Annotated in this window: 19 protein-coding genes and 1 riboswitch; of the genes, 10 read left to right on the forward strand and 9 right to left on the reverse strand. The window is 67.2% G+C overall.

The window, feature by feature from the left end; translation table 11 throughout:
- Nucleotides 1-107: 107 nt before the first annotated feature.
- Nucleotides 108-1,553: an adenosylhomocysteinase gene (gene ahcY / locus G4G00_RS01510; RefSeq protein WP_108752198.1), complete on the reverse strand. Its 1,446-nt coding sequence runs from the start codon at nt 1,551-1,553 to the stop codon at nt 108-110.
- Nucleotides 1,554-1,589: 36 nt separating this feature from the next.
- Nucleotides 1,590-1,673: riboswitch (S-adenosyl-L-homocysteine riboswitch) on the reverse strand.
- Nucleotides 1,674-1,774: 101 nt separating this feature from the next.
- On the opposite strand from ahcY, the gene G4G00_RS01515 reads away from it, so the two are divergent.
- Both G4G00_RS01515 and ppc read left to right on the forward strand, forming a co-directional pair.
- Entirely contained in the window at nt 1,775-4,285 is a 2,511-nt protein-coding gene (locus G4G00_RS01515) for a prolyl oligopeptidase family serine peptidase (RefSeq protein WP_164270892.1), read from the forward strand.
- Nucleotides 4,286-4,533: 248 nt separating this feature from the next.
- A complete protein-coding gene (ppc, locus tag G4G00_RS01520; RefSeq protein WP_108752200.1) occupies nt 4,534-7,245 on the forward strand; it encodes a phosphoenolpyruvate carboxylase in 2,712 nt (903 codons plus the stop codon).
- 108 nt (nt 7,246-7,353) lie between these two features.
- Here ppc and G4G00_RS01525 read toward each other — a convergent pair whose 3' ends face one another.
- Together G4G00_RS01525 and metK are read right to left on the reverse strand one after the other, a co-directional pair.
- Nucleotides 7,354-7,857 (reverse strand): acyl-CoA thioesterase, encoded by a 504-nt coding sequence (locus G4G00_RS01525; protein ID WP_108761260.1) that lies wholly within the window; start codon nt 7,855-7,857, stop codon nt 7,354-7,356.
- Nucleotides 7,858-8,042: 185 nt separating this feature from the next.
- Nucleotides 8,043-9,254: a methionine adenosyltransferase gene (metK, locus tag G4G00_RS01530; RefSeq protein ID WP_108748558.1), complete on the reverse strand. Its 1,212-nt coding sequence runs from the start codon at nt 9,252-9,254 to the stop codon at nt 8,043-8,045.
- 313 nt (nt 9,255-9,567) lie between these two features.
- Between metK and G4G00_RS01535 the strand changes: the two genes are divergently transcribed.
- The 3 genes from G4G00_RS01535 to G4G00_RS01545 all read left to right on the forward strand — a co-directional run bounded on the left by G4G00_RS01535 (nt 9,568) and on the right by G4G00_RS01545 (nt 13,252).
- Nucleotides 9,568-11,265 (forward strand): GNAT family N-acyltransferase, encoded by a 1,698-nt coding sequence (locus G4G00_RS01535; RefSeq protein ID WP_108752202.1) that lies wholly within the window; start codon nt 9,568-9,570, stop codon nt 11,263-11,265.
- Nucleotides 11,262-12,062, forward strand: a complete 801-nt coding sequence (locus tag G4G00_RS01540) for a UDP-2,3-diacylglucosamine diphosphatase (protein ID WP_108752203.1) — start codon at nt 11,262-11,264, stop codon at nt 12,060-12,062. Before G4G00_RS01535 ends, G4G00_RS01540 begins: the two co-directional genes overlap by 4 nt.
- A 161-nt stretch (nt 12,063-12,223) precedes the next feature.
- Nucleotides 12,224-13,252, forward strand: a complete 1,029-nt coding sequence (locus tag G4G00_RS01545) for a metal-dependent hydrolase (protein WP_164270894.1) — start codon at nt 12,224-12,226, stop codon at nt 13,250-13,252.
- 54 nt (nt 13,253-13,306) lie between these two features.
- Here the strand turns inward: G4G00_RS01545 and G4G00_RS01550 are convergent, their stop codons facing one another.
- The 4 genes from G4G00_RS01550 to G4G00_RS01565 all read right to left on the reverse strand — a co-directional run bounded on the left by G4G00_RS01550 (nt 13,307) and on the right by G4G00_RS01565 (nt 17,886).
- Entirely contained in the window at nt 13,307-14,134 is an 828-nt protein-coding gene (locus G4G00_RS01550) for a class I SAM-dependent methyltransferase (RefSeq protein ID WP_108748562.1), read from the reverse strand.
- Between the two features lie 193 nt (nt 14,135-14,327).
- On the reverse strand, nt 14,328-15,323 hold the full coding sequence (gene dusB, locus G4G00_RS01555; protein ID WP_108757641.1) for a tRNA dihydrouridine synthase DusB: 996 nt from the start codon (nt 15,321-15,323) through the stop codon (nt 14,328-14,330).
- Between the two features lie 282 nt (nt 15,324-15,605).
- The gene (locus G4G00_RS01560; protein ID WP_108752205.1) at nt 15,606-16,562 is read right to left on the reverse strand and encodes a ribokinase; all 957 of its coding nucleotides are present in this window, start codon (nt 16,560-16,562) and stop codon (nt 15,606-15,608) included.
- 25 nt (nt 16,563-16,587) lie between these two features.
- Nucleotides 16,588-17,886, reverse strand: a complete 1,299-nt coding sequence (locus tag G4G00_RS01565; protein WP_108748564.1) for a nucleoside transporter C-terminal domain-containing protein — start codon at nt 17,884-17,886, stop codon at nt 16,588-16,590.
- A gap of 193 nt (nt 17,887-18,079) precedes the next feature.
- On the opposite strand from G4G00_RS01565, the gene G4G00_RS01570 reads away from it, so the two are divergent.
- The 5 genes from G4G00_RS01570 to G4G00_RS01590 all read left to right on the forward strand — a co-directional run bounded on the left by G4G00_RS01570 (nt 18,080) and on the right by G4G00_RS01590 (nt 23,485).
- Nucleotides 18,080-19,051 (forward strand): aldo/keto reductase, encoded by a 972-nt coding sequence (locus G4G00_RS01570; RefSeq protein WP_108752206.1) that lies wholly within the window; start codon nt 18,080-18,082, stop codon nt 19,049-19,051.
- 272 nt (nt 19,052-19,323) lie between these two features.
- Nucleotides 19,324-19,518, forward strand: coding sequence for a hemin uptake protein HemP (locus G4G00_RS01575; RefSeq protein WP_108748566.1), 195 nt, complete (start codon nt 19,324-19,326; stop codon nt 19,516-19,518).
- 152 nt (nt 19,519-19,670) lie between these two features.
- Nucleotides 19,671-21,863, forward strand: a complete 2,193-nt coding sequence (locus G4G00_RS01580) for a TonB-dependent hemoglobin/transferrin/lactoferrin family receptor (protein ID WP_343161366.1) — start codon at nt 19,671-19,673, stop codon at nt 21,861-21,863.
- Nucleotides 21,864-21,868: 5 nt separating this feature from the next.
- Nucleotides 21,869-22,471, forward strand: a complete 603-nt coding sequence (locus G4G00_RS01585) for a Hemin transport protein (RefSeq protein ID WP_108752207.1) — start codon at nt 21,869-21,871, stop codon at nt 22,469-22,471.
- An 84-nt stretch (nt 22,472-22,555) separates the two neighbouring features.
- Complete coding sequence (locus G4G00_RS01590; RefSeq protein ID WP_164270896.1) at nt 22,556-23,485, forward strand: DUF6607 family protein; 930 nt, start codon at nt 22,556-22,558, stop codon at nt 23,483-23,485.
- Between the two features lie 104 nt (nt 23,486-23,589).
- Here G4G00_RS01590 and G4G00_RS01595 read toward each other — a convergent pair whose 3' ends face one another.
- Both G4G00_RS01595 and G4G00_RS01600 read right to left on the reverse strand, forming a co-directional pair.
- A complete protein-coding gene (locus tag G4G00_RS01595; RefSeq protein WP_164270898.1) occupies nt 23,590-24,075 on the reverse strand; it encodes a hypothetical protein in 486 nt (161 codons plus the stop codon).
- Between the two features lie 2 nt (nt 24,076-24,077).
- Nucleotides 24,078-24,422: a DMT family protein gene (locus tag G4G00_RS01600; protein WP_164270899.1), complete on the reverse strand. Its 345-nt coding sequence runs from the start codon at nt 24,420-24,422 to the stop codon at nt 24,078-24,080.
- Nucleotides 24,423-24,474 lie beyond the last annotated feature (52 nt).

The raw sequence follows: 24,474 nt of genomic DNA on the forward strand, positions 1-24,474 counted from the left end.
CGCCCGTTCTGTGTAAATCCGTTGCGGGGGTCAGAGCCCTTTCCTGCGGAAAGGGATCCGACCCGCAGCTTTTGTAGAGCCACGCCATGCGTGGCTGCATCGGCCGATCAGTAGCGGTAGTGGTCCGGCTTGAACGGGCCCTGCACCGGCACGCCGATGTAGTCGGCCTGTTCCTGGGTCAGGGTGGTCAGCTTCACACCGATCTTTTCCAGGTGCAGGCGGGCCACTTCTTCGTCCAGGTGCTTGGGCAGCAGGTAGACCTTCTTCTCGTAGCTGTCCTTGTTGGCCCACAGGTCGATCTGGGCCAGGGTCTGGTTGGCGAACGAGTTGGACATGACGAAGCTCGGGTGGCCGGTGGCGCAGCCCAGGTTCACCAGGCGGCCTTCGGCCAGCAGGAAGATCGCATTACCGTTGGGGAAGATGTACTTGTCCACCTGCGGCTTGATGTTCACGTGCTTCACGCCCGGGAACGCCACCAGCGCATCGACCTGGATTTCGTTGTCGAAGTGGCCGATGTTGCAGACGATGGCCTGGTCCTTCATCGCGCTCAGGTGCTCGATGCGGATGATGTCCTTGTTGCCGGTGGTGGTGACGTACAGGTCGGCACGGCCCAGGGTCGATTCGATGGTGTTGACTTCGTAGCCTTCCATCGCCGCCTGCAGGGCGCAGATCGGGTCGATCTCGGTGACGATCACGCGCGCGCCGTAGGCACGCAGCGAGGCGGCGCAGCCCTTGCCCACGTCACCGTAGCCGCAGACCACGGCGACCTTGCCGGCCAGCATTACGTCCATCGCGCGCTTCAGGCCATCGGCCAGCGATTCACGGCAGCCGTACAGGTTGTCGAACTTGCTCTTGGTGACCGAGTCGTTGACGTTGATCGCCGGGATCAGCAGGGTGCCGGCCTGGGCCAGCTGGTACAGGCGGTGCACGCCGGTGGTGGTCTCTTCGGAGACGCCCTTCCAGTCCTTCACCACGCGGCCCCAGTAACCCGGGCGCTCGGTGGCAACGCGCTTGAGCAGGTTCTTGATGACCTGTTCTTCGTGCGAGGACGAAGCGGTGTTGACCCAGTCGCTGCCGTTTTCCAGCTCGTAGCCCTTGTGGATCAGCAGGGTCACGTCACCGCCGTCGTCCACCACCAGCTCCGGGCCGGTCAGGGTGCCGTCGGGAAGGGTGAAGGTCAGCGCGTCCAGGGTGCAGTCCCAGTACTCTTCCAGGGTTTCGCCCTTCCAGGCGAACACCGGGGTGCCGGTGGCGGCGATGGCCGCAGCAGCGTGGTCCTGGGTCGAGAAGATGTTGCACGAGGCCCAGCGCACGTCGGCGCCGATGTCCTTCAGGGTCTCGATCAGCACCGCGGTCTGGATGGTCATGTGCAGCGAGCCGGTCACGCGTACGCCCTTCAGCGGCAGGCTGGTGGCGTGCTTGCGGCGGATCGACATCAGGCCCGGCATCTCGTGCTCGGCGATGTCCAGTTCCTTGCGCCCCCAGTCGGCCAGGGTGATGTCGCGGATCTTGTAGTCACCTTCGGTGGAGAAGGTCTTGGCAACAGCGTTCATGCAGTAGCTCCGGTTGTGGACGAGCAGATGCTCGTATCTAGCCGGGCGCCGTTGTTACAAAGCCACCTTACCGAGCCTGGCCGGGCCTCATGGGTTCCGGTCGCAGCGCCCCTCGGCAGGGGAGAACGCCCAGTATATCGCGGCCCCCAACCATCGGCAGATGGGGGCCGTGGCGCTGCCTGTTAAGGTCGGGGTCTTCACGCACCGAAACAGGAAGAACGATGAGCAAGCACGCGCGCCGCCAGCGGCGCTGGACCGGTCTGGTTCTGTCGATGGCCCTGCTGGCCGTTGCGCCGCTGGCCTGGTCGGCCGGTACCGCGCCGGCCGCCACCGCCCAGGCCGCCGCAGGCTACGAACTGCCGTCGGCCGCGCTGCAGGCGGTGGTGGACGCACCGCGTGCGCCCACGCTGTCCCTGTCGCCGCGCCGCGACGTGGCCGCGCTGATGCAGATGCCGTCGCTGCCGTCGATCCAGGTGGTGGCGCAGCCGGAACTGAAGCTGGCCGGCGTGCGCATCAACCCGCGTACCTTCTCCGACAGCCGTTTCAGCTTCGGCCAGAAGCTGTGGCTGATGAACGTGGCCGATGGCAAGGAGCGGCAGATCAGCGGCCTGCCGGCGCAGCTGTCGATTGCCGGCCTGGCCTGGTCGCCCGACCAGAAGTGGCTGGCCTTCAACCAGGTGGACGCGGCCAGCGGTGCCAACGAACTGTGGCTGGTGGACGTGGCCGCTGGCAGCGCCCGCCGCCTGCAGGCCGGTCTGAACACGGTGTTCGGCGAGGGCTACCAGTGGCTGCCTGACAGCCGTGGGCTGATCGTCATGACCCGCGTGGCCGGTGCAGGTGATCCGCCGCCGGCCGATGGCGTGCCCACCGGACCGGCCGTGCAGCAGACCGGCAAGAGCAGCGGCGTGGTGTCCATCCGCACCTACCAGGACCTGCTGAAGAACGAGGCCGACGCGCGCCTGTTCGACTACTACGCCAAGGCCCAGCCGATGCAGGTCGGCCTGGACGGGCAGACCCGCGCGCTGGGTGCGGCGGGCATCTATCTGGACTTCAGCGTATCGCCCGACGGCAACTATGTGCTCAGTCAGCGCGTGCAGCGTCCGTATTCCTACGTGGTGCCAGTGGGCAGCTTCCCGCGCCGCATCGAAGTGCTGGACCGCAACGGTCAGCTGGCCCACACCGTGGCCGTGCGGCCGCTGGTGGAAGGCCTGCCGACCGGCAACGATGCCGAAGTGACCGGCGTGCGTGACATCAGCTGGCGCGCCGACGCCGGCGCCACCCTGGTCTGGGCCGAGGCGCAGGACGGTGGCGATCCGAACCGCGAAGCGAAGGTGCGCGATGCGGTGTTCATGCAGGCCGCGCCGTTCGACAAGCCGCCGGTGACCCTGGCCCAGCTGGGCAGCCGTTTCGCCGGCATCACCTGGGGCCGCGGCGACCTGGCCCTGCTCAATGAGTCGTGGTGGAAGACCCGCAACAGCAAGACCTGGCGCATCGCCCCGGACGATGCCGCGCAGGCGCCGCAGCTGCTGTGGGACCGCGATGCGCAGGACCGCTACAACGATCCGGGCCGTGCCGGCGTGGTGCGCGATGTGAATGGTCGCGCACGCCTGCAGACCACCGCCGATGGCCGCAGCATCTTCCTGTACGGGCAGGGCGCTTCGCCGGAAGGTGACCGTCCGTTCGTGGACCGCTTCGATATCGAAAGCCGCCAGGCCACGCGCCTGTTCCATTCGCAGGCGCCGGCCTATTCGTTGCCGGTTGCACTGCTGGACCAGGAAGGCACCTCGCTGCTGCTGACCCGCGAAAGCCCCGACGAGCCGGCCAACTACCAGGTGCAGTCGCTGGCCGATACCAGTGCCGCGCCGCGCGCGCTGACCCACTTCGCCCACCCGCTGCCGCAGCTGAAGGGCGTGCAGAAGGAGCAGATCCGCTACAAGCGTGCCGATGGCGTGGACCTGACCGCCACGCTGCTGCTGCCGCCGGGCTACGACCCCAAGCGCGATGGCCCGCGCCCGCTGCTGATGTGGGCCTACCCGGGTGAGTTCAAGAGTGCCGCCGCGGCCAGCCAGGTGACCGATTCGCCGTATCGCTTCAACGCGGTCAGCTACTGGGGCCCGCAGGCGTTCCTGGCCAAGGGCTACGTGGTGCTGGCCAGCCCGACCATGCCGATCATCGGCGAGGGCGACAAGGAACCCAACGACACCTACATCGAACAGCTGGTGGCCAACGCGCAGGCCGCGGTGGACGAGGTGGTGCGCCGTGGCGTGACCGATCGTGACCACATCGCCATCGGTGGCCATTCCTACGGTGCGTTCATGACCGCCAACCTGCTGGCCCATACGCGCCTGTTCAAGGCCGGCATCGCCCGCAGCGGCGCCTACAACCGCACGCTCACCCCGTTTGGTTTCCAGGCCGAGGAACGCAACTACTGGCAGGCGCAGGACGTCTACCAGAAGATGTCGCCGTTCAATTACGCCGGCGACATCAAGGACCCGATCCTGTTCATCCACGGCGTGGACGACAACAACTCTGGCACGTTCCCGATCCAGAGCGAGCGCATGTTCGCAGCGGTGAAGGGCCTGGGCGGCACCGCGCGGCTGGTGATGCTGCCCAACGAATCGCATGCCTACCGCGCACGCGAATCGATCATGACCATGCTGGCCGAAAGCGAGCGCTGGCTGGAACAGACCCTGGGCCCGGTGCCGCAGGGCAAGGCGAAGAAGAAGCGCTGAGGCGTGTGTGATGGCGGCCCCTGCAACGGGGGCCGCCGGAGGTAGAGTCGACCGTTGGTCGACTATCGCGCGCAGCGCAGGATCTCGGTAGTCGACCAACGGTCGACTCTACCCCGTCGGTATTTCCGCGATGGGTGTATCCGTAGCCGGACGATACGTGCAGATGAAACCATTTTCGCGCCGCAGCAACGGCGGCGAACTGGGGTAGGCTTGGCGACGGATCATGCCCAGAGGTTCGTGCGTCGCCGATGAACGAGTACCGCAGCAGCATCGAATTCGCTTCCCCCGATCTTCCGCTTCGCGATGATGTGCGCCGGCTGGGCGCACTGGTTGGCGATCTGCTGGTGGAACAAGTCTCCGCCGCGTTCCTCGATGATGTGGAGGATGTGCGCACCCGCGCCATCGCCCGCCGCGAAAACCAGGCGCCGCTGGCCGAACTGGCGCAGGGCCTGGCCGGGCGCACGCCGCAGCAGGCCGAAACCATGGTGCGTGCGTTCAGTACCTACTTCCAGGTGGTGAACATTGCCGAGCGCGTGCACCGCATCCGCCGCCGACGCGATTACCAGCGTGCCGGTACCGCCGCGCCGCAGCCTGACGGTCTGCAGGACGCGCTGCAGCACCTGAAAGCGCAGGGCGTGAGCCTGGACGAACTGGCACAGTGGTTGCCGCGCATCGACATCGAACCGGTGTTCACCGCCCATCCCACCGAAGCGGTGCGCCGCGCGCTGCTGGAAAAAGAACAGTTGATGGTGGCCAGCCTGGTGGACAACCTGGATGGCCAGCGCACGCCCGGTGAAGCCGCCGCCGACGCCGCGCGCTTCCGCATGGCGCTGACCGCTTCGTGGCAGACCACCGATTCATCGCCGGTGCGGCCCACCGTGGATGACGAACGCGAACACGTGGGTTTCTATCTGGTGCAGGTGCTGTACCGGGTGATCCCGGTGCTGTACGAATCGCTGCAGCAGGCGCTGCGCGATACCTACGGGCAGGAACTGCCGCTGCCACGCCTGCTGCGCTTCGGCACCTGGGTAGGCGGCGACATGGACGGCAACCCCAACGTGGATGCCGGCACCATCCGCAACACCCTGGATGCGCAGCGCCAGGCGGTGCTGGGCCGTTACCAGAAGGAACTGCTGCAGCTGGCCAGCCTGCTCAGCCAGTCCACCGAGCGGGTGGGGGTGAGCGAGGCGCTGCAGGCGCGCGTGGCGCAGTACCAGCAGCAGTTGCCGCAGGTGCAGTCGCGGCCACGCCATGCCGACATGCCGTACCGTCTGCTCAACGACCGCATGCGTGCGCGCCTGCAGGCCACGCTGGACGATGCGCACGGTGCCTATGCCGGCCCGGATGAACTGATCGACGATCTGCAGCTGATCCTGGACAGCCTGCGTGGCAACCGCGGCGAGCATGCCGGTGGCTTTGCGGTACAGCGGCTACTGTGGCGGGTGAAGACCTTTGGCTTCCATCTGGCGCGGCTGGACGTGCGCCAGGAATCGAGCGTGCATGCGCGCGCGCTGGCGGCGGTGCTGGGCGGTGAGGCGGCATGGCAGGCGCTGGACGCGCTGGGCCGGGCGCGGTTGCTGGGCCCGCACGCCAGCGGCGAAACACCGTTGCCGGCCGGCAGCGATGAAGGCAACGCGCGCCTGGATGCCGTGTTCGCGGCGCTGGCCGATGCCCGCACACGCCACGGTGCCGATGCCTTGGGCAGCTACATCATTTCCATGGCGCATGACCGCAGCGACGTGCTGGCGGTGCTGGCGCTGGCGCGGCGCGGCGGCCTGGTCGATGACGAGGGCGCGGTGCCACTGGATATCGCCCCGCTGTTTGAAACCGTGGACGATCTGAAGCGCGGTACTGCCACCCTGCGGGACCTGCTGGCCGACCCGGTGTATCGCGCACACCTGCGCGCACGGGGCGATGTGCAGATGGTGATGCTGGGTTATTCGGACAGCAGCAAGGATGGCGGCATCGCGGCATCGCGCTGGGGCCTGCAGCGCGCCCAGGTAGAACTGCTGGAAGTGGCCGCCGAACATTCCATTGGGCTGACCTTCTTCCACGGCCGTGGCGGCTCGATCAGCCGCGGCGGTGGCAAGACGACCCATGCGGTGGATGCTTCGCCGCGTGGCAGCATCGATGGCCGCCTGCGGGTGACGGAGCAGGGCGAGGTGATCCACCGCAAGTACGGCATCCGCGCGCTGGCCTTGCGCTCGCTGGAACAGTCCACCGGCGCGGTGCTGCGCGCCAGCCTGCGCCCGCGTGCGGCCGAGCCACGCGAAGACGACTGGCGGCCGGTGATGGACCAGGTGGCTGCCGCCAGCAGCGAGGTCTATCGGGCATTCGTGGGCCAACCGCAGTTCATGGACTACTTCCGCACCGCCACGCCGATCGATGTGATCGAGCGGATGACGCTGGGCTCGCGGCCCTCGCGGCGGCTCGGCCAGGACGCGGCGCTGGGCAACCTGCGGGCGATTCCCTGGGTGTTTGCCTGGAGCCAGGCGCGGGCGGTCATTCCCGGCTGGTATGGCGTGGGCAGTGGCCTGCAGGCGGCTGTGGATGCCGGCCATGAGCAGACGCTGCGGGACATGGCGCGCGACTGGCCATTCTTCCGCACCTTCCTGGATGACATCGCCATGGTGTTGTCCAAGGGCGATATCACCATTGCCGAGCAGTTCTCGCTGCTGTCCGGCGATCTGCACGGGCGGTTCTTCCCGCAGGTGCAGCGCGAGCTTGAACTGACCCGGCACTGGCTGCTGGCGCTGCTGGGCCAGAAGACGCTGCTGGACCACGATGCGCGGCTGGCGCTGTCGATCCGCCTGCGCAACCCCTACGTGGATCCGATCAGCGTGCTGCAGGTGGATCTGCTGCAGCGCTGGCGGGCCAGCGGGCGCGAGGATGACGATCTGCTGCGCGCGCTGGTGGCGTGCGTGAACGGCGTTTCGCAGGGCGTGCAGAACACCGGTTGATCGTCTGCATCCGCCGGGTGTGGCCCGGCGCTACCGGCCCCGGTGGGTGCGGGCCGGTAGCGTCGAGCGTGCTCGACTGACGCAGAACCCAGTCGAGCACGCTCGACTCTACTCGGGAGACGGCGGGTTGGAGGCCAGCAGTTCCAGGTGCCGCTGTTCCATTTCCTGGCGCAGCTGGCGGCGGATGAGCGCAGCGGCGTGGCGGCGGCGCTCGTCGCTGTTCTCCAGCTGCAGCGGCGGCACGGCGGTCGGCTTGCCGGCCTCGTCCACGGCCACCATGGTGAAGAAGCAGCTGTTGGCGTGGCGCACGCTGCGCTTGAGGATGTCCTCGGCCACCACCTTCACGCCGATCTCCATCGACGAGGTGCCGGTGTAGTTCACCGAGGCCAGGAAGGTGACCAGTTCACCCACCGCGATGGGCTGGCGGAACATCACCTGGTCCACCGACAGGGTAACCACGTAGCTGCCGGCGTAGCGGCTGGCGCAGGCGTAGGCCACCTGGTCGAGCAGGCGCAGGATCGCACCGCCGTGTACCTTGCCGGAAAAATTGGCCATGTCCGGCGACATCAGCACGGTCATGGACAGCTGGTGGGATTTGAGTTCGGTCGACATGGCCTGATTGTATCGGGCATGGACCGCGTAGCGTCGAGCTTGCTCGACTGCCGATGCCAGGAGCAGTCGAGCAAGCTCGACGCTACGCAAAAGAGAAGGGCCGCTTTCGCGGCCCTTCTGCAAGGTCAGCCGACTAACAGTCGGCTCTACCGGTCGGCTCTACCGGTCGGTTCTAGCCGCCGGCTTTACTTCAGCTTGGCGTCGGCGCGCAGGGCGGCGGCGCGGTCGGTCTTCTCCCAGGAGAAGGCCGTGGCGTTGACGGTTTCGCCTTCGCCGTTGAGGTAGCTGAACTCCTTCGGCTTGCGGCCGAAGTGGCCGTAGGCCGCGGTCTGCTGGTACATCGGGTGGATCAGGTCCAGCATCTTGATGATGCCGTACGGGCGCAGGTCGAAGTGCTTGCGGATCAGCTTCTCGATCTTGTCGTCGCTGATCTTGCCGGTGCCGAAGGTGGTGACCGAAATCGAGGTCGGCTCAGCCACGCCGATGGCGTAGGAGACCTGCACTTCGCAACGGTCGGCCAGGCCGGCGGCAACCACGTTCTTGGCGACGTAGCGGGCCGCGTAGGCAGCCGAACGGTCGACCTTGGACGGATCCTTGCCGGAGAACGCGCCACCACCGTGACGGGCCCAGCCGCCGTAGGTGTCGACGATGATCTTGCGGCCGGTCAGGCCGCAGTCGCCCACCGGGCCACCGATCTCGAACTTGCCGGTCGGGTTGATGTGGAACTTGGTGCCCTTGTGCAGCCACTTGGCCGGCAGCACCGGCTTGATGATCTCTTCGCGGACGGCCTCGATCAGGTCCTTCTGCTTGATGCCCGGGGCATGCTGGGTCGACAGCACGACCGCATCGATGGCCGAGACTTCGCCGTTTTCATAGCGCAGGGTGACCTGGCTCTTGGCATCCGGGCGCAGCCAGGACAGCGGCGAGTTGCGCTTCTTGCGGATCTTGGCCTGCTGTTCCACCAGGCGGTGCGACAGGTGGATGGCCGCCGGCATGTAGCTGTCGGTTTCGTTGGTGGCGTAGCCGAACATCAGGCCCTGGTCGCCAGCGCCCATTTCTTCGGGCTTCTTGCGGTCCACGCCCTGGGCGATGTGCGGCGACTGCTTGCCGATCAGGTTCAGCACGCCGCAGGTGGCGCCGTCGAAGCCGACGTCCGAGCTGTCATAGCCGATGTCCGTGATGACCTTGCGGGTCAGCGCTTCCAGGTCGATCCACGCGCTGGTGGTGATTTCACCGGCGACGATGGCAACGCCGGTCTTGACCATGGTTTCGCAGGCCACGCGGGCGCGCTGGTCCTGGGTCAGGATCGCGTCCAGCACCGCATCGGAGATCTGGTCGGCAACCTTGTCCGGATGGCCTTCGGAGACCGACTCGGAGGTGAAGAGATAGCTGGACATCAGGCGGTATATCCCTTGATTCGGATGGAAAGATGGGCGCGCATGATACACGGGGTGCGCCGCCTGTGCATTGTGAACCCAGACAGGTTGCCGGTGGTTAAGGCGGTGTGCCCGTCTTCACAGGCCCTGCGGGGCGCAAGTGCCTGATGTTGCAGGGCCAGTGTTCCATCTGCGTGACCATTGGCGGGCCGCCCGGGCGGGTGGGTGCGCGGGGCAGGGCCGTCATTTTTCTGCCGCCAAACCGCCATCTGCCTGCCTTGGCCGGGGCGCAGGCTCTGCGCCAATCCGGCCGCCGGGCACCCGCGAGCACGCCATGCAGGAACTGCAGCAGCGCCTCCAGCAACGCTTCCCCGAATGGTTCCATGGCCGCCGGGGGCAGCTTGCCCGGCCCCTGCTGCGCGGTATCGGTCGCTGGTCGCGGCTGGACCGCATCGAGGCCTTCCTGCAGCGCAGCGAAGGCCTGCGCGGCTTCGATTTCGTCGCCGCCAGCCTGGACTTCCTGGGCAGCCCCTACCAGCTGGAAGCCGGCGCGCTGGATCGCATTCCGGCGCAGGGGCGGCTGCTGATCGTGGCCAACCACCCGTCCGGGGCGCTGGACGCGCTGGCCCTGCTGGATGCGGTGGGCCGGGTGCGGCGCGATGTCCGCATCGTGGCCAACGACCTGCTGGGCGCGCTGGCGCCGCTGCAGGAGCTGCTGCTGCCGGTGCGCATGCTGGGCGGCAAGGTGCAGCGCGCGAGTCTGCTGGCGGTGGAACAGGCGCTGGGCGCCGAACAGTGTGTGATCGTGTTCCCCGCCGGTGAAGTGTCGCGGCTGTCGGTGCACGGCATCCGCGATGGGCGCTGGCAGCGTGGCTTCGTCCGTTTCGCCCGCGCATCGTCGGCGCCGGTGCTGCCGGTGCGGGTGCAGGCGCGCAATTCACTGCTGTTCTACAGCGCTTCGGCGTTGTTCAAGCCGGCCGGCACCGCCTTGCTGGCGCGCGAGATGTTCGCCCGCCGCGGGCGCCCGTTGCGGCTGCAGATCGGCCAGCCGATGCAGCTGGCCCACGGTGATGCCAGCGCCCAGCTGCTGGCGGTGCGGCGCGCGCTGTACGCCCTGCGCTGCGGCGACGCGGCCGCGCCGGCGCAGGAACCGCTGGCCGCACCGCTGCCGCCGGCCGAGGTGGCCAGGGCGGTGGCGGCGGCCCAGCAACTGGGCCAGACCGGTGACGGCAAGCAGATCCTGCTGGCGCGCTGCGCAGCGGGTTGCCCACTGCTGCTGGAACTGGGGCGCCTGCGCGAACTGACCTTCCGCCGCGTGGGCGAGGGCACCGGTCGCGCGCGCGATCTGGACGCGTTCGATCTGGACTACCAGCACATCGTGATCTGGGATGCGGTGGCGCAGCGCATCGCCGGTGCCTACCGCATCATGCGCGGCGCCCAGGCGCTGGCCCGTCGCGGCCTGGGCGGCCTCTACAGCGCTTCGCTGTTCCGCTATTCCGACGATGCGATTCCGCGCATCGCCGAAGGGCTGGAACTGGGCCGCAGCTTCGTGGTGCCCGATTACTGGGGCAGCCGCAGCCTGGATTATCTGTGGCAGGGCATCGGTGCCTACCTGCAGTGCCAGCCGGGCATCCGCTACCTGTTCGGCGCGGTGTCCATCAGTGCGGCATTGCCGCGCGATGCACGCGAGCAGCTGGTGGCCTACTACCAGCGCTACCACGGTGGCGCGCAGGGTCTGGTCGAATCGCATCGTCCGTTCCAGTATTTCGCCGCACCGCCCAGCTACGGTGAACTGGACGCAGCTGCAGCCTTCGAGGTGCTGAAGGCCAACCTGGCCGCGCTGGGAACGGCGGTGCCGACGTTGTACCGGCAATACACCGAGCTGTGCGAACCCGGTGGTGCCCGCTTCCTGGCCTTCGGTGTCGATCCGGATTTCAGCGATTCCATCGACGGCTTGATCGAGGTGGACCTGCAGGCGATCCGGCCGCACAAGCGCAAGCGCTACCTGCGCGATGCCGGGGTGGTGGCATGAGCGGGGTGGCGGCGCTGCCGCCGCGCCATCGGGCCGTGTTCGTGTCTGACGTGCACCTGGGCTCGCCGCATTGCCACGCCGCAGAACTGGCGGGCTTCCTGGGCCGGTTGCGCTGCGAGAAGCTGTATCTGGTGGGCGACATCATCGATCTGTGGTGGATGGCTCACCGCAGCGCGCGCTGGCGGCAGTCACACAGCGATGTGGTGCAGGCCCTGCACGCGCTGCGCAGGGCGGGCACCGACATCATCTACATTCCCGGCAACCACGATGCCTCGCTGCGCCAGGTCTGCGGCATGATGCTGCCGGCCATGCAGGTGCGCCGGCGGGCCATCCATGTGACCGCTGATGGCCGCCGCCTGCTGGTGGTGCACGGCGACGACTACGACGGCGTCACCCACTTCGGCGGACTGCAGGAACGCTTCGGTGATTGGCTGTACTACCGCATCCTGACCGGCAACCGCCTGTTCAATGCGGTACGCCGCCCGCTGGGGCTGCGCTACTGGTCGTTGTCCGAGTTCCTGAAGCGGCGCAGCAGTGCCGCCGAGCGCTACATCCAGCGCTTCGTGCAGGCCGGCCTGGACGATGTGCGCCGGCGGGGGCTGGACGGCATCGTCTGCGGGCACATCCATCGCGCGGCGCTGATCGAACGTGATGGCCTGGTCTATGCCAACGATGGTGACTGGGTGGAAAGCCTGAGCGCGCTGGCCGAGGACCACGACGGCGCCTTGCGCCTGCTCGACCACACCGGCCGGACCCTGGTCGAGTTGCCAGGCGCACGCATCCGACAGGCCGCCTGATGCCGCGCGAGGGGTAGAGTCGACTGTCAGTCGACTATCGCGCGCAGCGCGGGATTTTCGCGGTATTACGGAAGACCAGTCGACTGACAGTCGACTCTACCGTCGTTCCGCCGTTCCGCCGTACGTCGACCCTGCGCGCGCCTTCGCGCTAGCATCGCGGCATGGACTCATTGACCCAGATCGTACTCGGTGGCGCGGTAGCCGCTGCCATCGCTCCGCCCGGCCATCGCCGCGCGGCCCTGTTGGCTGGCGCGGCGCTGGGCACCCTGCCGGACCTGGACGCGCTCTGGCTTGGTTTCACCGCCAGTGACCCGGTGGCGAACATGGTCGAGCACCGCAGCTTCAGCCACTCGCTGCTGGTGCTGCCCTGGGTGGCCGCCGCGATCTGGTGGCTGTTCAAACGCTTCGGCCATGGGCGCGTGGCACAGTCGCCAGTGCGCTGGTTCTGGGCCATCCAGCTGGCGCTGGTGACCCATCCGCTGCTGGACGCGTTCACCGTCTACGGCACGCAGTTGTGGTGGCCGCTGCAGCCGCATCCTGCCATGGGCTCCAGTGTGTTCATCATCGACCCGGCTTACACCGTGTGGCTGCTGCTGGGCTGCGTGCTGGCCTGGTTCGGTCGCGCGCGGCCCTGGGCCGGCAAGGTGCTGGGCATGGCGCTGCTGGTCAGCAGTGCCTACCTGGGCTGGGGGCTGGTGGCCAAGGCGCAGGTGGACAAGGCTGCGCAGCAGAGCCTGGCCGCGATGGGCCTGGGCGATGCGCCGCGCTTCTCGGTGCCGATGCCCTTCAACACCCTGCTGTGGCAGGTGGTGGCGATGACGCCCAACGGCTACGTGGTGGGCGATCGTTCGTTGTTGGCCGACAGCGGCCCGATGCAGTTCGAAGGGCATGCCTCGAACGTGCAGGCACTGCGCGAGACGGCACACCTGCCCGCGGTGCAGCGCCTGCAATGGTTCAATCGCGGCTTCATGCGCGCGCAGGTGGTCGATGGCACCCTGGTGCTGAGCGATCTGCGCATGGGCCTGGAACCGGACTACACCTTCAACTTCGCCGTGGCCCGCCAGGCCGACGGACAGTGGCAGCCGATCGTGCCCGAGCAGCGCCGCACCGATTACAGCAGCCCGCAGGCGCGGGCCGCGATGAAGGGCCGGCTGGCGATGATGTGGCAGCGCATCTGGCACACCCCGTAGATCCACGCATGGCGTGGATGGTGCAGTAGATCCACGCCATGCGTGGATAGGCTTTCAATACACCGTAGCGCGGCCCTGCACGAACGAATAGAAGAACACCGCGTTGGGATCGTTCTGCACCAGTCGGAACTCGCGGCGCATGCCTTCCACGGTGTCTTCGTCCACCGCACCGGCCTGCAGCAGCTGGTCGGCCGCCGACAGCAGCAGCTGTTCCCAGAACGCGATCATGGTCTTGCGGCGCGCCGGTTCGCGGTTGTCCAGGTGGATGGTCTTGATTTCGGTATGCACGTCGCGGAAGCCGCCGGCCAGCAGCAGGTTGCCCAGCTTGGCGCCGACGAACGGGTCGCCGCCGTGGTCGTACTGGAAGTCGTTGAAGGCCATCCAGTAACGCCAGATGTGCGGCGAATACGGATCGAGCAGGAACGACGCATTCATCACTTCAGTGATGTACACCGGCGAACCCGGCGCCAGCACGCGGCGGACTTCGCTCAATACGCGGGCCGGCGAAGGCACGTGCTCCAGCACCCAGCACAGGAAGGCCGAATCGAAGCTGCGCGCCTCGAACGGCAGTTCACCGGCATCGGCCTGCTGCAGGGTGTAGCGGTCGCTGCACCAGGGCGTGCGCGCCAGGTTCTCGCGCGCCGTGGCCAGCTGGGCCTCGCTCAGGTCCACGCCGGTCACGTGCAGGTCGGGGAAACGGCGCAGCAGGATCTCGGTCTGCGCGCCCACGCCGCTGCCCACTTCCAGCAGGCGGCGGGCGCCGCTGTAGTCGATCTGGCCGAAGATGCTCGATTCCAGCAGGCGCGCCTGGGTCATCAGGCGCTGCTGTTCGGTGCCGGAAAAACCGTGCAGGTAGGTGGGGGAGGAGATCGGCGGGGTCATGGCGGGCTCGTGTGGCGGTCGAGTTTGCTTGGGAGCGTCGAGCTTGCTCGATGCAGGGCGCGTAGAGTCGAGCTTGCTCGACTGTTCTGAAAATCAGTCGAGCAAGCTCGACTCTACCAATGCGGTGGTCGAGCAAGCTCGACTCCACAAGTGCGGGCGTCGAGCATGCTCGACGTTGCGAATGGGCTGGCGGTCAGGCGGCTGTGGGCATGGCCGGCTCCCCGGCGATCAGGCGGTCGAAATACTCGGCCGTCAGTGCGATCTGGCTGGCCGGGTCTTCGGCGCGGTTCACCACGGCGCGGAAGGCGGCATTTTCCGGGCGGTCCTTGGCGTACCAGCCCAGGTGCTTGCGGGCGATGCGCACGCCCTGCGGTTCACCGTAGAACGCGTGCAGTGCATGCAGGTGGCCCAGCAGGATGTCGCGCACTTCGGCCAGCGACGGCGGCGGCAGTTCCTGGCCGGTGGCCAGGTAGTGCGCCACTTCGCGGAAGATCCACGGCCGGCCCTGCGCGGAGCGGCCGATCATCACCGCGTCCACCCCGGTCTGCTGCAACACCTGCGCGGCCTTCTGCGGCGAATCGATATCGCCATTGGCGATGACCGGAATGCGCAGCGCGGCCTTGATCTCGGCAATGGTGCTGTATTCGGCCTGGCCGGTGTAATGCTGGTCGCGGGTGCGGCCATGCACCGCCAGCGCGGCAATGCCACTGTCCTCGGCAATGCGCGCAATCAGCGGGCCATTGCGATGGTCGCAGTCCCAGCCGGTGCGGATCTTCAGCGTGACCGGCACCGGCACCGCGTTCACCACCGCCTCCAGGATGCGCGCCACCAATGCCTCGTCGCGCATCAATGCGGAGCCGGCCCAGGCGTTGCACACCTTCTTGGCTGGGCAGCCCATGTTGATGTCGATGATCTGCGCGCCGTGGTCGACGTTGTAGCGGGCCGCCTCGGCCAGCTGCTGCGGCTCGGTGCCGGCAATCTGCACACTGATGGGGGCCGGCTCGCCGTCATGGTCCATGCGGTGGATCGACTTGCGCGTGTTCCAGAAGCGCGGGTCGCTGATGGTCATCTCCGAGGCGGCCAGACCCGCACCCAGCCGTTTGCACAGCAGGCGGAACGGTTTGTCGGTGACGCCGGCCATGGGCGCCAGCACGACGTTGGGGGCAATGGTGTACGGGCCGATCTGCATGTGCCCATTGTAGGGCGCGGGCGGGGCGAAGGCCCGCTGCCAGGGGCGCCCATTCAGGCCGATCCGGACCGAGGTCATGCCGCACCGGAATCAGCAGATGCTTGACGGTTGCTTCCGCCGCCCCAAGGGCTGGGCCATGGTGGGCGGCTGGGTCAGGCGCTAACGCCCATCCACGCATGGCGTGGATCTACTGCCCCTACAGTTCGATCATGGTGGGCGGCGGGACACAAAAAACCCCGGGCGTTCGCACGCCCGGGGTTCTCATTCACGCATGGCGTGGATTTACACGTCAGCCGGGGTGAAGCGCGGCATGGCCGCGGCGGCGCCTTCCTTTTCGGTGGAACGGCCGGCGAACTGGTTGGCGAAACGCACGTGGCGCGCGAACGGGGCGTCCGGCACCTGGGCGATCGAGGCGGCCAGTGCGCCGTTGAACGCATCGCCGGCACCGGTGGTGTCGATCGCCTGCACCTGTTCGGCACCCACGCGGTAGTAGGGCTGGGTATCGCCGCGCAGCTGCTCGTCGGCATGCGACACGAACACACCCACCGCACCCAGGGTGACCACCACGGTGCCGTTGCCCACCAGCTTGCGGCACAGCGCATGCAGGCTGGCGCCGTCCAGTGCGGCCACATCGTCGGCGTCCACGCGCTCGCCCACGTGGCGGCCGAGCAGGGCGGCGAACTCGGTCTCGTTCGGGGTGATCACGTCGGCCAGCTTCAGCAGGCCGATGCTCGAGGGGGCGTCGGCCGGGGCCGCGTTGAGCACGGTGGTCACACCGGCTTCGCGGGCGGCGGCCAGCGCCGCTTCGATGGTCTGCACCGGCGATTCCAGCTGCACCAGTACCACCTTGGCGCCGGCCAGCAGGGCCTGTTGCTGCTGCAGGAAGTCGGTGCTGAGGGCGGCATTGGCGCCGGGGCCGATCACGATGGTGTTGCGGCCACGGGCATCCACGTAGATACCGGCGGTGCCGGTCGGCTCGGCGCTGGCCTCGGCGATCAGGGCGAAGCCGTCCTGCGCGGCCAGGTCACGGGCCATGGCGCCACCGGCGTCGTCGCCCAGCGCGCACAGGAAGTGCGTGTCGGCACCGGCACGGCTGGCGGCAACCGCCTGGTTGAAGCCCTTGCCACCGGGGCCGGTGCTGTAACGGCCGGCAATGGTCGCACCCGGTGCCGGCAGTGCTTCGCACCGCCACACGTGATCGACATTGAAGGAACCGACGACAACGACACTGCTGCTCATAGGGAATCTTTTCTCAAACAGGGGTTCAGCTGAAATGGGTCAGCACGCCGGCGATGGTGGCCGTCATGAAGGTGGCGATGGTACCGCCCAGCACCGCGCGCAGGCCGAACTTGGCCAGGTCGTGGCGACGTTCGGGGGCCAGGCCACCGATGCCACCGATCTGGATGGCGATCGAGCTGAAGTTGGCAAAGCCACACAGCGCATAGGTCGCGATCAGGCGGCCCTCGTCGGACAGGCTCACGCCGGCCACCTGGCCGTTCACGATCTGCGACAGCTCGGTGTACGCCACGAACTCGTTGATCACGACTTTCTGGCCGATCAGCGAGCCCACCGTGGTGGCGTCGGCCCACGGGGTGCCGATCACCCAGGCGATCGGCGCCAGCACGTAGCCAAAGATGGTGGACAGGTTGGTGGGCTTGCCGATGGCGGCAGCCAGGCCGGTCACATCACCGATCCAGGTCAGCGGGGCGTTCAGCAGGGCGATCAGGGCGATGAAGGCCAGCAGCATGGCGCCGATGTTCAGGGCCAGCTTCAGGCCATCGCCGGCGCCGGCAGCAGCGGCGTCGATGATGTTGCTGGAGGTCTTCTCCACTTCCATCTTCACCGTACCGCGGGTCAGGGGGGTGCCGGTTTCCGGAATCAGCAGCTTGGCCACCACCAGGGTTGCCGGGGCGGCCATGATGCTGGCGGCCAGCAGGTGCTTGGCGTAGAACGCCTGCTGCACCGGGTCGCCACCGCCCAGCATGCCCACGTAGGCCGCCAGCACGCCGCCGGCGATGTGGGCCATGCCGCCGATCATCATGGTCAGCAGCTCGGACTGGGTCATCTTCGGAATGTACGGGCGCACGGTCAGCGGCGCCTCGGTCTGGCCGATGAAGACGCTGGCGCAGACGCTGGTGGTTTCCGCGCCGGACACGCGCATCACCTTGGTGATCGACCAGGCCATCACGCGCACGATGCCCTGCATGATGTTCAGGTGGTACATCACGCCCATCAGCGCCGAGAAGAAGATGATGGTCGGCAGCACCTGGAAGGCGAAGATGAAGCCGTAATTCTTCGTGTCCATCAACGAGCCGAAGATGAAGCCCGAGCCTTCGTTGACGAAGCTCAGTACCTTCACGAAGCCCTTGCCCAGGGCATCGAACACGTCACGGCCGCCCGGCACCAGGATCACCAGCGCCGCGAACGCGATCTGCAGGGTGATGCCGGTGACGACCAGTTTCCAGTCCACCGCGCGCTTGTTGTTGGAAAACAGCCAGGTGATGCCGATCAGCACCGCCAACCCGAACAGGCCGAAGCCGATCCTGCCCAAACCTTCGACCATGTGGTGACTCCCCTGGGGCGTCGCGAAAAACGGGAAGCCTAGTGCAGGGCAGGGGCCGGAGCAAGGAAAAGCCGCCTGCCGGTTCCCATCGGCTCCGAACAAGCCAGCAACGGCAAGGGCTTGGCGGTTGCCGGGACAGGTAGAATGGGGGCTCGATCCCGGCCCGGATGCGGGCCTGCAGCAGGAGATTGTCATGCTCTACCGTCGCCTGGGCTCCACCGGCCTGCCGATTTCCGCCCTGTCCTTCGGCGCCTGGGTGACCTTCGGCGACCAGGTCGCCCGGGACGAGTCGCGCAACCTGGTGGCCGCCGCCTGGGACCATGGCATCAACTTCTTCGACAACGCCGAGGGCTATGCCAACGGCCGCGCCGAGCAGGTGATGGGCGATGTGATTGCCGATCTGCGGCTGCCGCGCGACGGCTACTGCGTGTCCAGCAAGGTGTTCTTCGGCAGTGCCAAGGACCCGCGGCCGACCCAGCGCGGCCTGTCGCGCAAGCATGTGACCGATGCCTGCCACGCCGCGCTCAAGCGCCTGCGGGTGGACTATCTGGACCTTTATTACTGCCACCGCCCGGATCCGGACGCGCCCATCGCCGAAACCGTGCACGCCATGGATACCCTGGTGCGGCAGGGCAAGGTGCTGTACTGGGGCACGTCGGAATGGTCGGCCGCGCAGATCCAGCAGGCGCTGGAGGTGGCCGCGCGGCACAACCTGCAGGGCCCATCGATGGAACAGCCGCAGTACAACCTGCTGCACCGCGAGCGGGTGGAAGTGGAATACGCCCCGCTGTATGAAGCGCCGGGCCTGGGCACGACCATCTTCTCGCCGCTGGCGTCGGGGCTGTTGAGCGGCAAGTACGACGACGGCATTCCCGCCGACGCGCGCCTGGGCCGTGACGGCATGGGCTGGCTGCAGGACCTGGTGCTGGGCGACAACGCCGCCGCGCGGCTGGCCCAGGTACGCCGTTTCAGCCAGGTCGCCCGCGAGCTGGGGCATGCCCCGGCCAGCCTGGCCATTGCCTGGTGCCTGCGCAACCCGAACGTGTCCAGCGTGATCCTCGGCGCCAGCCGCGTGCCGCAGCTGCTGCAGAACCTGCAGGCGCTGGACGTGCTGGCGCAGATGGACGAGGCCGGCTGGGCACGGGTGGAAGCCGCGTTCGTCTGATCGCCCTGGTGGCGCCGAACCCGCGCGCCACGCCTTTCGTAGAGTCGAGCTTGCTCGACTGCTCCTGCCTTTGCCTTTCGTAGAGTCGAGCTTGCTCGACTGCTCGTGAGCAAGAGCAGTCGAGCAAGCTCGACTCTACCCAATCAATAGCCACTGTCTATTGAAATTAACAATTCAATAGATATTCTCATCGCCCGAATTGAGAATGGTTGTTGATTGTCAACTGAGAATCATTATCATCTATCGCGTCCCTCGCACGAGTCCAGACGCTCATGAATGCTCAACCTGTACTGCTGCGCCCCGAAACGCTGACCCTCCGCGACCGCCCGGTGCGTGCCGTTCCGGCCGAAGAGGTCATCGACAGCGAAGCCCTGCTCAAGGGCCGTCGTGAAATCCTGATCCAGCACGGCGACCGTTTCTATCGGTTGCGCCACACCAGCAACGACAAGCTGATCCTGACCAAGTAACGCGGCCCGGTCGCCCGCATCCCTCCCACCTGCCGGCCCGCCGGCAGGGTGGGCGACCCGTCCGCTCCCGCTCTCTCCCCCTCGGCTGTCCGTGCACGTTCTGCGTGCCGGTGGCCGGGGGTTCCCCCTGTGTGCCCGAAGACCCAAGACCGATGACCCGCCAGACCGCCCTGTCGATCGCCCTGTGGATGGCCCTGCCGCTGTCCGCCCATGCCGCCGCCGAAGCCGATGCCGCGCCCGACGCGCGCGAATTTGATCGCGTGCAGGTCACCGCCACGCGCACCGAACGCGCCGTGAGCGATGTGGCTGCCACGGTGGATGTGATCGACCGCGAACAGATGGACCGCCATCTGGTGCAGGACATCCAGGACCTGATCCGCTACGAGCCGGGTCTGTCGGCCAGCCGCAGCGCCACCCGGTTCGGCCTGGGCAGCATCCGCATCCGTGGCCTGGACGGCAACCGCGTGCGCATCCAGACCGACGGCATCGCCATGCCGACCAGCTTCAGCATCGGCTCGTTCTCCAACGCCAACCGCAACTTCACCGATCTGGACACGCTCAAGCGCGTGGAGATCGTGCGCGGTCCGGCCAGTTCGCTGTACGGCTCCGATGCGCTGGGTGGCGTGGTGGCCTTCGTCACCAAGGACCCCACCGATTACCTGAAGGATGGCAAGGACAGCTACGTTGGCCTGAAGTTCGGCTACGACGGTGAATGGCAGGGTCTGCTGGGCGGCATCACCACCGCCTTCGGTGGCGACCGCTGGAGCGGCATGGTCAACATCAACCACCGCCAGGGCCAGGAAACCGACAACCAGGGCGATGAGCGCAGCCGCAACAACACCCGTACCGCGGCCAACCCGCAGGATCGCGACGGTCGCAGCGGCCTGGCCAAGCTGGTATTCGCGCCCAGCGCGGACCAGCGCTTCCGCCTGACCGTGGAAGGCAACGAGGACAGCACCGATACCGATGTGCTGTCGCTGATCGACCGCACCACGACCACCGGCATGAAGGCGCACGACACCCAGGAACGCACCCGCGTGTCCTTCGCCCATGAAATGGATGCGCTGGACAAGGCCTTCGCCGACAGCCTGCACTGGCAGATCTACAGCCAGCACAGCGAAACCACCCAGGTTACCGACGAAGACCGTGCCAACCGCACCCGTCGCCATCGCGAGTTCAACTTCGACCAGCAGGTGTACGGCCTGCAGGCGCAGTTCAACAAGGCCTTCAGCACCGGCAGCGTGGAACACGCGTTGACCTATGGCTTCGAAGGCGCGCGCACCGAGATCCGGCAGAAGCGCGATGGCTACCAGGTGCTGGCCAACGGCCAGGTGACCAGCACGCTGCTGCCCGATGTGTTCCCGGTGCGCGATTTCCCGATCAGCAAGACCACCGAACTGGGCCTGTATGCACAGGACGAAATGCGCATGGCCGGCGGCAAGCTGTCGCTGGTACCGGGCGTACGCGTGGACCGTTACGAGCTGAAGCCGGACGTGGATTCGATCTTCGCCCAAGATAACCCCGGCGTTGCCGTCACCAAGCTGGAAAAGACCAGCGTCTCGCCCAAGCTGGGCATGGTCTATCGCTTCAGCGACGCCTGGTCGCTGTTTGCCGGCTACTCGCGCGGCTTCCGTTCGCCGCCGTACAACGACGTCAACCTGGGCTTCACCAACTTCGCCTTCGGCTACACCGCCATTCCCAACCCGGATTTGAAGCCGGAAACCAGCGATGGCGTGGAACTGGGCCTGCGTTTCCTGTCGCCGGCGGCCTACGTCAGCCTGAGTGGCTACTACAACGACTACAAGGATTTCATCGAGTCGCAGTCGCTGGTCGGCACCAACGCGCAGGGCCTGATGGTGTTCCAGTCGCGCAACATCGCCGATGCGCGCATCTACGGCGCCGAGCTGAAGGCCGGCGTGGATTTCGGCCAGATCAGCCCCGCGCTGCAGGGCTGGGCGCTGCGCAGCGCGGTGGCCTGGTCGCGCGGTGACAACAAGACCGAAGACACCCCGCTGGATTCGGTGGACCCGATGCGCGGCACGGTCGGCCTGATGTACGACACCGATACCTGGGGCGTCGAGCTGGCCGGCACCTTCGTCAAGCGCAAGGACCGGGTCGCCTCGGCCACGGTCTACCGCCCGGCCGGCTACGGCGTGGCCGACCTGATGGCGCACTGGAACTTCGCTCCGGGCGCCACCTTCAACGTGGGCGTGTTCAACCTCGGTGACAAGCGCTACATCGACTGGTCCAACGTTGGTTCGACCCTGTCGGCCAGCAGCAGCGTGCTGGACCGCTATACCAGCCCCGGCCGCACGCTGTCGGCCAGCCTTGCCGTTTCCTGGTGAATCCCATGAGCCGAGCCCTGTCTGCACGTCGTCTGTCGTCGTCCCTGCCGCGGGTGCCGCTGCAGGTCTGGCCCACGCCGGCGCAGCTGGCCGCGCTCGGCACCGTGTTGTGCCTGTACCACGCCGATGGCAGCGAGATCGGCGGCTGGCGCCAGGCGGTTTCGGTGCACGCCTGCCAGGGCGTGGACAGCGAAGGCCTGCGCGAAAGCCTGTGTTTCCTCGATGCCCGCGGCCGCTGTGTGTGGCGCCTGTACCTGCTGCCGGACAGTGATTTCCTGGCCTGGGACCGGCTGGTGGCCGCGTTGCCATCGGCGCCGTCGCGCGATGCCGATGGCAGCGTGGGCGAACGCCTGTGGCGGCGCCTGGCCGGCCACCTGGGCGGGCAGCGCTGGCGCCTGTGCGCACTGCGCCTGCATGCGGCCGAAGAGGGCCGCACACTGGCCGCCAGCCTGTCCACGCTGTCCTCGCTGGGGGCGGCCACCGCGCGCCGCATCGCCCGCCTGGAAGGCGCAGAGGGCGAACTGGCCATCGATGACTGCTGCTGTGCCGACGCTGCGCGCCGCCCGGCCCCGCGCGCGCCGGACGATCTGCCGCTGGTGCGCCTGTAAGCGCGCGCCCGCTGCAACGCTCCTGATGGAACGACTACCGGCCACGGATGGCCTTTCCATGAACCGTAGAGCCAAGGACATTCGATGAAGTTGCAGACAGCCAGTGCGATGCTGCTGCTCGCCGCCACCGGCGCAGCCCACGCCCAGCCCTCCGACATCGCCCGCGACCACGCCAGCATCCTGGCCATGCAGGGCGAATACAACGTGGATTTCGCCTTCGACGAAACCGTACTGCTGAAGCCGGGCTACGAACGCGCGCCGGCCATGCGCAGCGGCGGCAACGAAGTGGTGGTGGTGGTGGAAGACAGCCCGAAGCGCGTGGTGCTGCAGCACCTGCTGCTGGATGAAAAGAGCGGCCATGTGACCAAGCACTGGCGGCAGGACTGGGTGTACGAGGCGCCGAACCGTTTCGAATTCAGCGCCGAGCAGACCTGGCAGGTGCGTGCCATCCCGGCCGCGCAGAACCAGGGTGCCTGGACCCAGTGCGTGTACGAAGTGAGTGATGCCCCGCGCTACTGCGGCACCGGGCGCTGGAGCTATGACAACAACGTGGCGACCTGGACCAGCGATCTGAGCTGGCGTCCGTTGCCGCGCCGTGAGTACACCAAGCGCAGCGACTACAACGCGCTGGCGGTGATCAACCGCCACACCCTGACCCCGAACGGCTGGACCCACGAGCAGTTCAACACCAAGGTGCAGCGCAACGCCGATGGCAGCCAGGTGGAAATCGCCCGCGAGTTCGGCTTCAACGACTACATCAAGACCACCGATGTCGATTTCACCCCGGCCCGCGATTACTGGAAGGCCACTGCCGGTTACTGGGGCAAGGTGCGCCAGCGCTGGGACGGCTTCCTCGGCCAGGCCCCGGGCGTGCACCTGAAGACCAAGCTGGATGGCATGGCGATGATCATTCCGCTGTTCACCCAGGCCCAGGACATCCAGGACGGGAAGAAGGTGAAGGACGCGCAGATCGACGAGGTCTTCGCCAAGTACGTGGAAAAAGCCCCCTTGTAGAGTCGAGCCATGCTCGACTGCCTCTCTCCGGCAGCGCATCCATGCATGGCGTGGATCTACTTCCGCTTTGGGTAGGTGCCGAGCTTGCTCGGCACGCTCCCGGCTCAAGACGCCGGCGCACCCAGGGTCGTCAGGTCCAACCCGGCCTCCTGGAACGCCCGCAGGGTGACCTGCAGGCTCGCCTCGTCATCGCGTGTGCGCACGCGCCTGATGGCGTCGCTGCAGCGCACGCGGTCGGTGCTGCACGCCGTGCGGTCGGGCAGCAGCAGTGCGGTCTGCGCGACCAGGATCGCCATGTGCGCCACTTCCTTCCTCGGTTTCGGTTGGCCCTGATAGAACCGGTCGAACTCCGCACGCAGCCCGGCCAGCACCTCGGCGTCGCTGCGCGTGTGCGCCCCGTCGGCGGTGACCAGATAGGTCGGGTGGCCCTCGTGGAAGGCGCGCACCTCGTCGGCCAGCACCGTTTCCAGCACGAACGCCTGTACCGGGTCCGGGACAAGGCCCGGCGCAGTGCGGGCAGATGCGGCCTGCGTCGCCAACAGCAGTGGCACGCCGACCAGAAGCACGCGCAGGCAGAAGCGGTACTTCATTCCTATTCCTTGAACATCAAAAACGCGGCCACCACGATCAGCCCGAACGCGGCCCAGTGGTTCCACTTCAGCGGCTGGTCCAAGTAGAACGCGGAAAACACCGCGAACACCAGCAGGGTGATCACTTCCTGCATGCCCTTCAGCTGCGGCGCTGAATACACCGCGCTGCCGAGGCGGTTGCCCGGCACCTGCAGGCAGTACTCGAAGAAGGCGATGCCCCAGCTGACCATGATGACCAGCATCAGCGGCGCGCTCTTGTACTTCAGGTGCCCGTACCAGGCAAAGGTCATGAACACGTTGCTGGCCACCAGCAACAGCACCGGGTACAGGTAAGCGGTGAACGGCATCGGCGTACGCCCTGGGGGAAAGGCGGCAAGCATACGCAGCGCGGCGTGGACT

The organism is Stenotrophomonas sp. B1-1, assembly GCF_010894375.1.
Taxonomy (GTDB): Bacteria; Pseudomonadota; Gammaproteobacteria; order Xanthomonadales; family Xanthomonadaceae; genus Stenotrophomonas.

Coding starts and splice junctions, on each gene's coding strand:
- G4G00_RS01515 (WP_164270892.1), top strand. CDS start 1,775: ATGAGCAAGCACGCGCGCCGCCAGCGGCGCTGGACCGGTCTGGTTCTG.
- G4G00_RS01565 (WP_108748564.1), bottom strand. CDS start 17,886: ATGGTCGAAGGTTTGGGCAGGATCGGCTTCGGCCTGTTCGGGTTGGCG.
- G4G00_RS01600 (WP_164270899.1), bottom strand. CDS start 24,422: ATGCCGTTCACCGCTTACCTGTACCCGGTGCTGTTGCTGGTGGCCAGC.
- G4G00_RS01570 (WP_108752206.1), top strand. CDS start 18,080: ATGCTCTACCGTCGCCTGGGCTCCACCGGCCTGCCGATTTCCGCCCTG.
- G4G00_RS01580 (WP_343161366.1), top strand. CDS start 19,671: ATGACCCGCCAGACCGCCCTGTCGATCGCCCTGTGGATGGCCCTGCCG.
- metK (WP_108748558.1), bottom strand. CDS start 9,254: ATGTCCAGCTATCTCTTCACCTCCGAGTCGGTCTCCGAAGGCCATCCG.
- G4G00_RS01575 (WP_108748566.1), top strand. CDS start 19,324: ATGAATGCTCAACCTGTACTGCTGCGCCCCGAAACGCTGACCCTCCGC.
- dusB (WP_108757641.1), bottom strand. CDS start 15,323: ATGCAGATCGGCCCGTACACCATTGCCCCCAACGTCGTGCTGGCGCCC.
- ahcY (WP_108752198.1), bottom strand. CDS start 1,553: ATGAACGCTGTTGCCAAGACCTTCTCCACCGAAGGTGACTACAAGATC.
- G4G00_RS01560 (WP_108752205.1), bottom strand. CDS start 16,562: ATGAGCAGCAGTGTCGTTGTCGTCGGTTCCTTCAATGTCGATCACGTG.
- G4G00_RS01595 (WP_164270898.1), bottom strand. CDS start 24,075: ATGAAGTACCGCTTCTGCCTGCGCGTGCTTCTGGTCGGCGTGCCACTG.
- G4G00_RS01535 (WP_108752202.1), top strand. CDS start 9,568: ATGCAGGAACTGCAGCAGCGCCTCCAGCAACGCTTCCCCGAATGGTTC.
- G4G00_RS01545 (WP_164270894.1), top strand. CDS start 12,224: ATGGACTCATTGACCCAGATCGTACTCGGTGGCGCGGTAGCCGCTGCC.
- G4G00_RS01540 (WP_108752203.1), top strand. CDS start 11,262: ATGAGCGGGGTGGCGGCGCTGCCGCCGCGCCATCGGGCCGTGTTCGTG.
- ppc (WP_108752200.1), top strand. CDS start 4,534: ATGAACGAGTACCGCAGCAGCATCGAATTCGCTTCCCCCGATCTTCCG.
- G4G00_RS01585 (WP_108752207.1), top strand. CDS start 21,869: ATGAGCCGAGCCCTGTCTGCACGTCGTCTGTCGTCGTCCCTGCCGCGG.
- G4G00_RS01525 (WP_108761260.1), bottom strand. CDS start 7,857: ATGTCGACCGAACTCAAATCCCACCAGCTGTCCATGACCGTGCTGATG.
- G4G00_RS01590 (WP_164270896.1), top strand. CDS start 22,556: ATGAAGTTGCAGACAGCCAGTGCGATGCTGCTGCTCGCCGCCACCGGC.
- G4G00_RS01550 (WP_108748562.1), bottom strand. CDS start 14,134: ATGACCCCGCCGATCTCCTCCCCCACCTACCTGCACGGTTTTTCCGGC.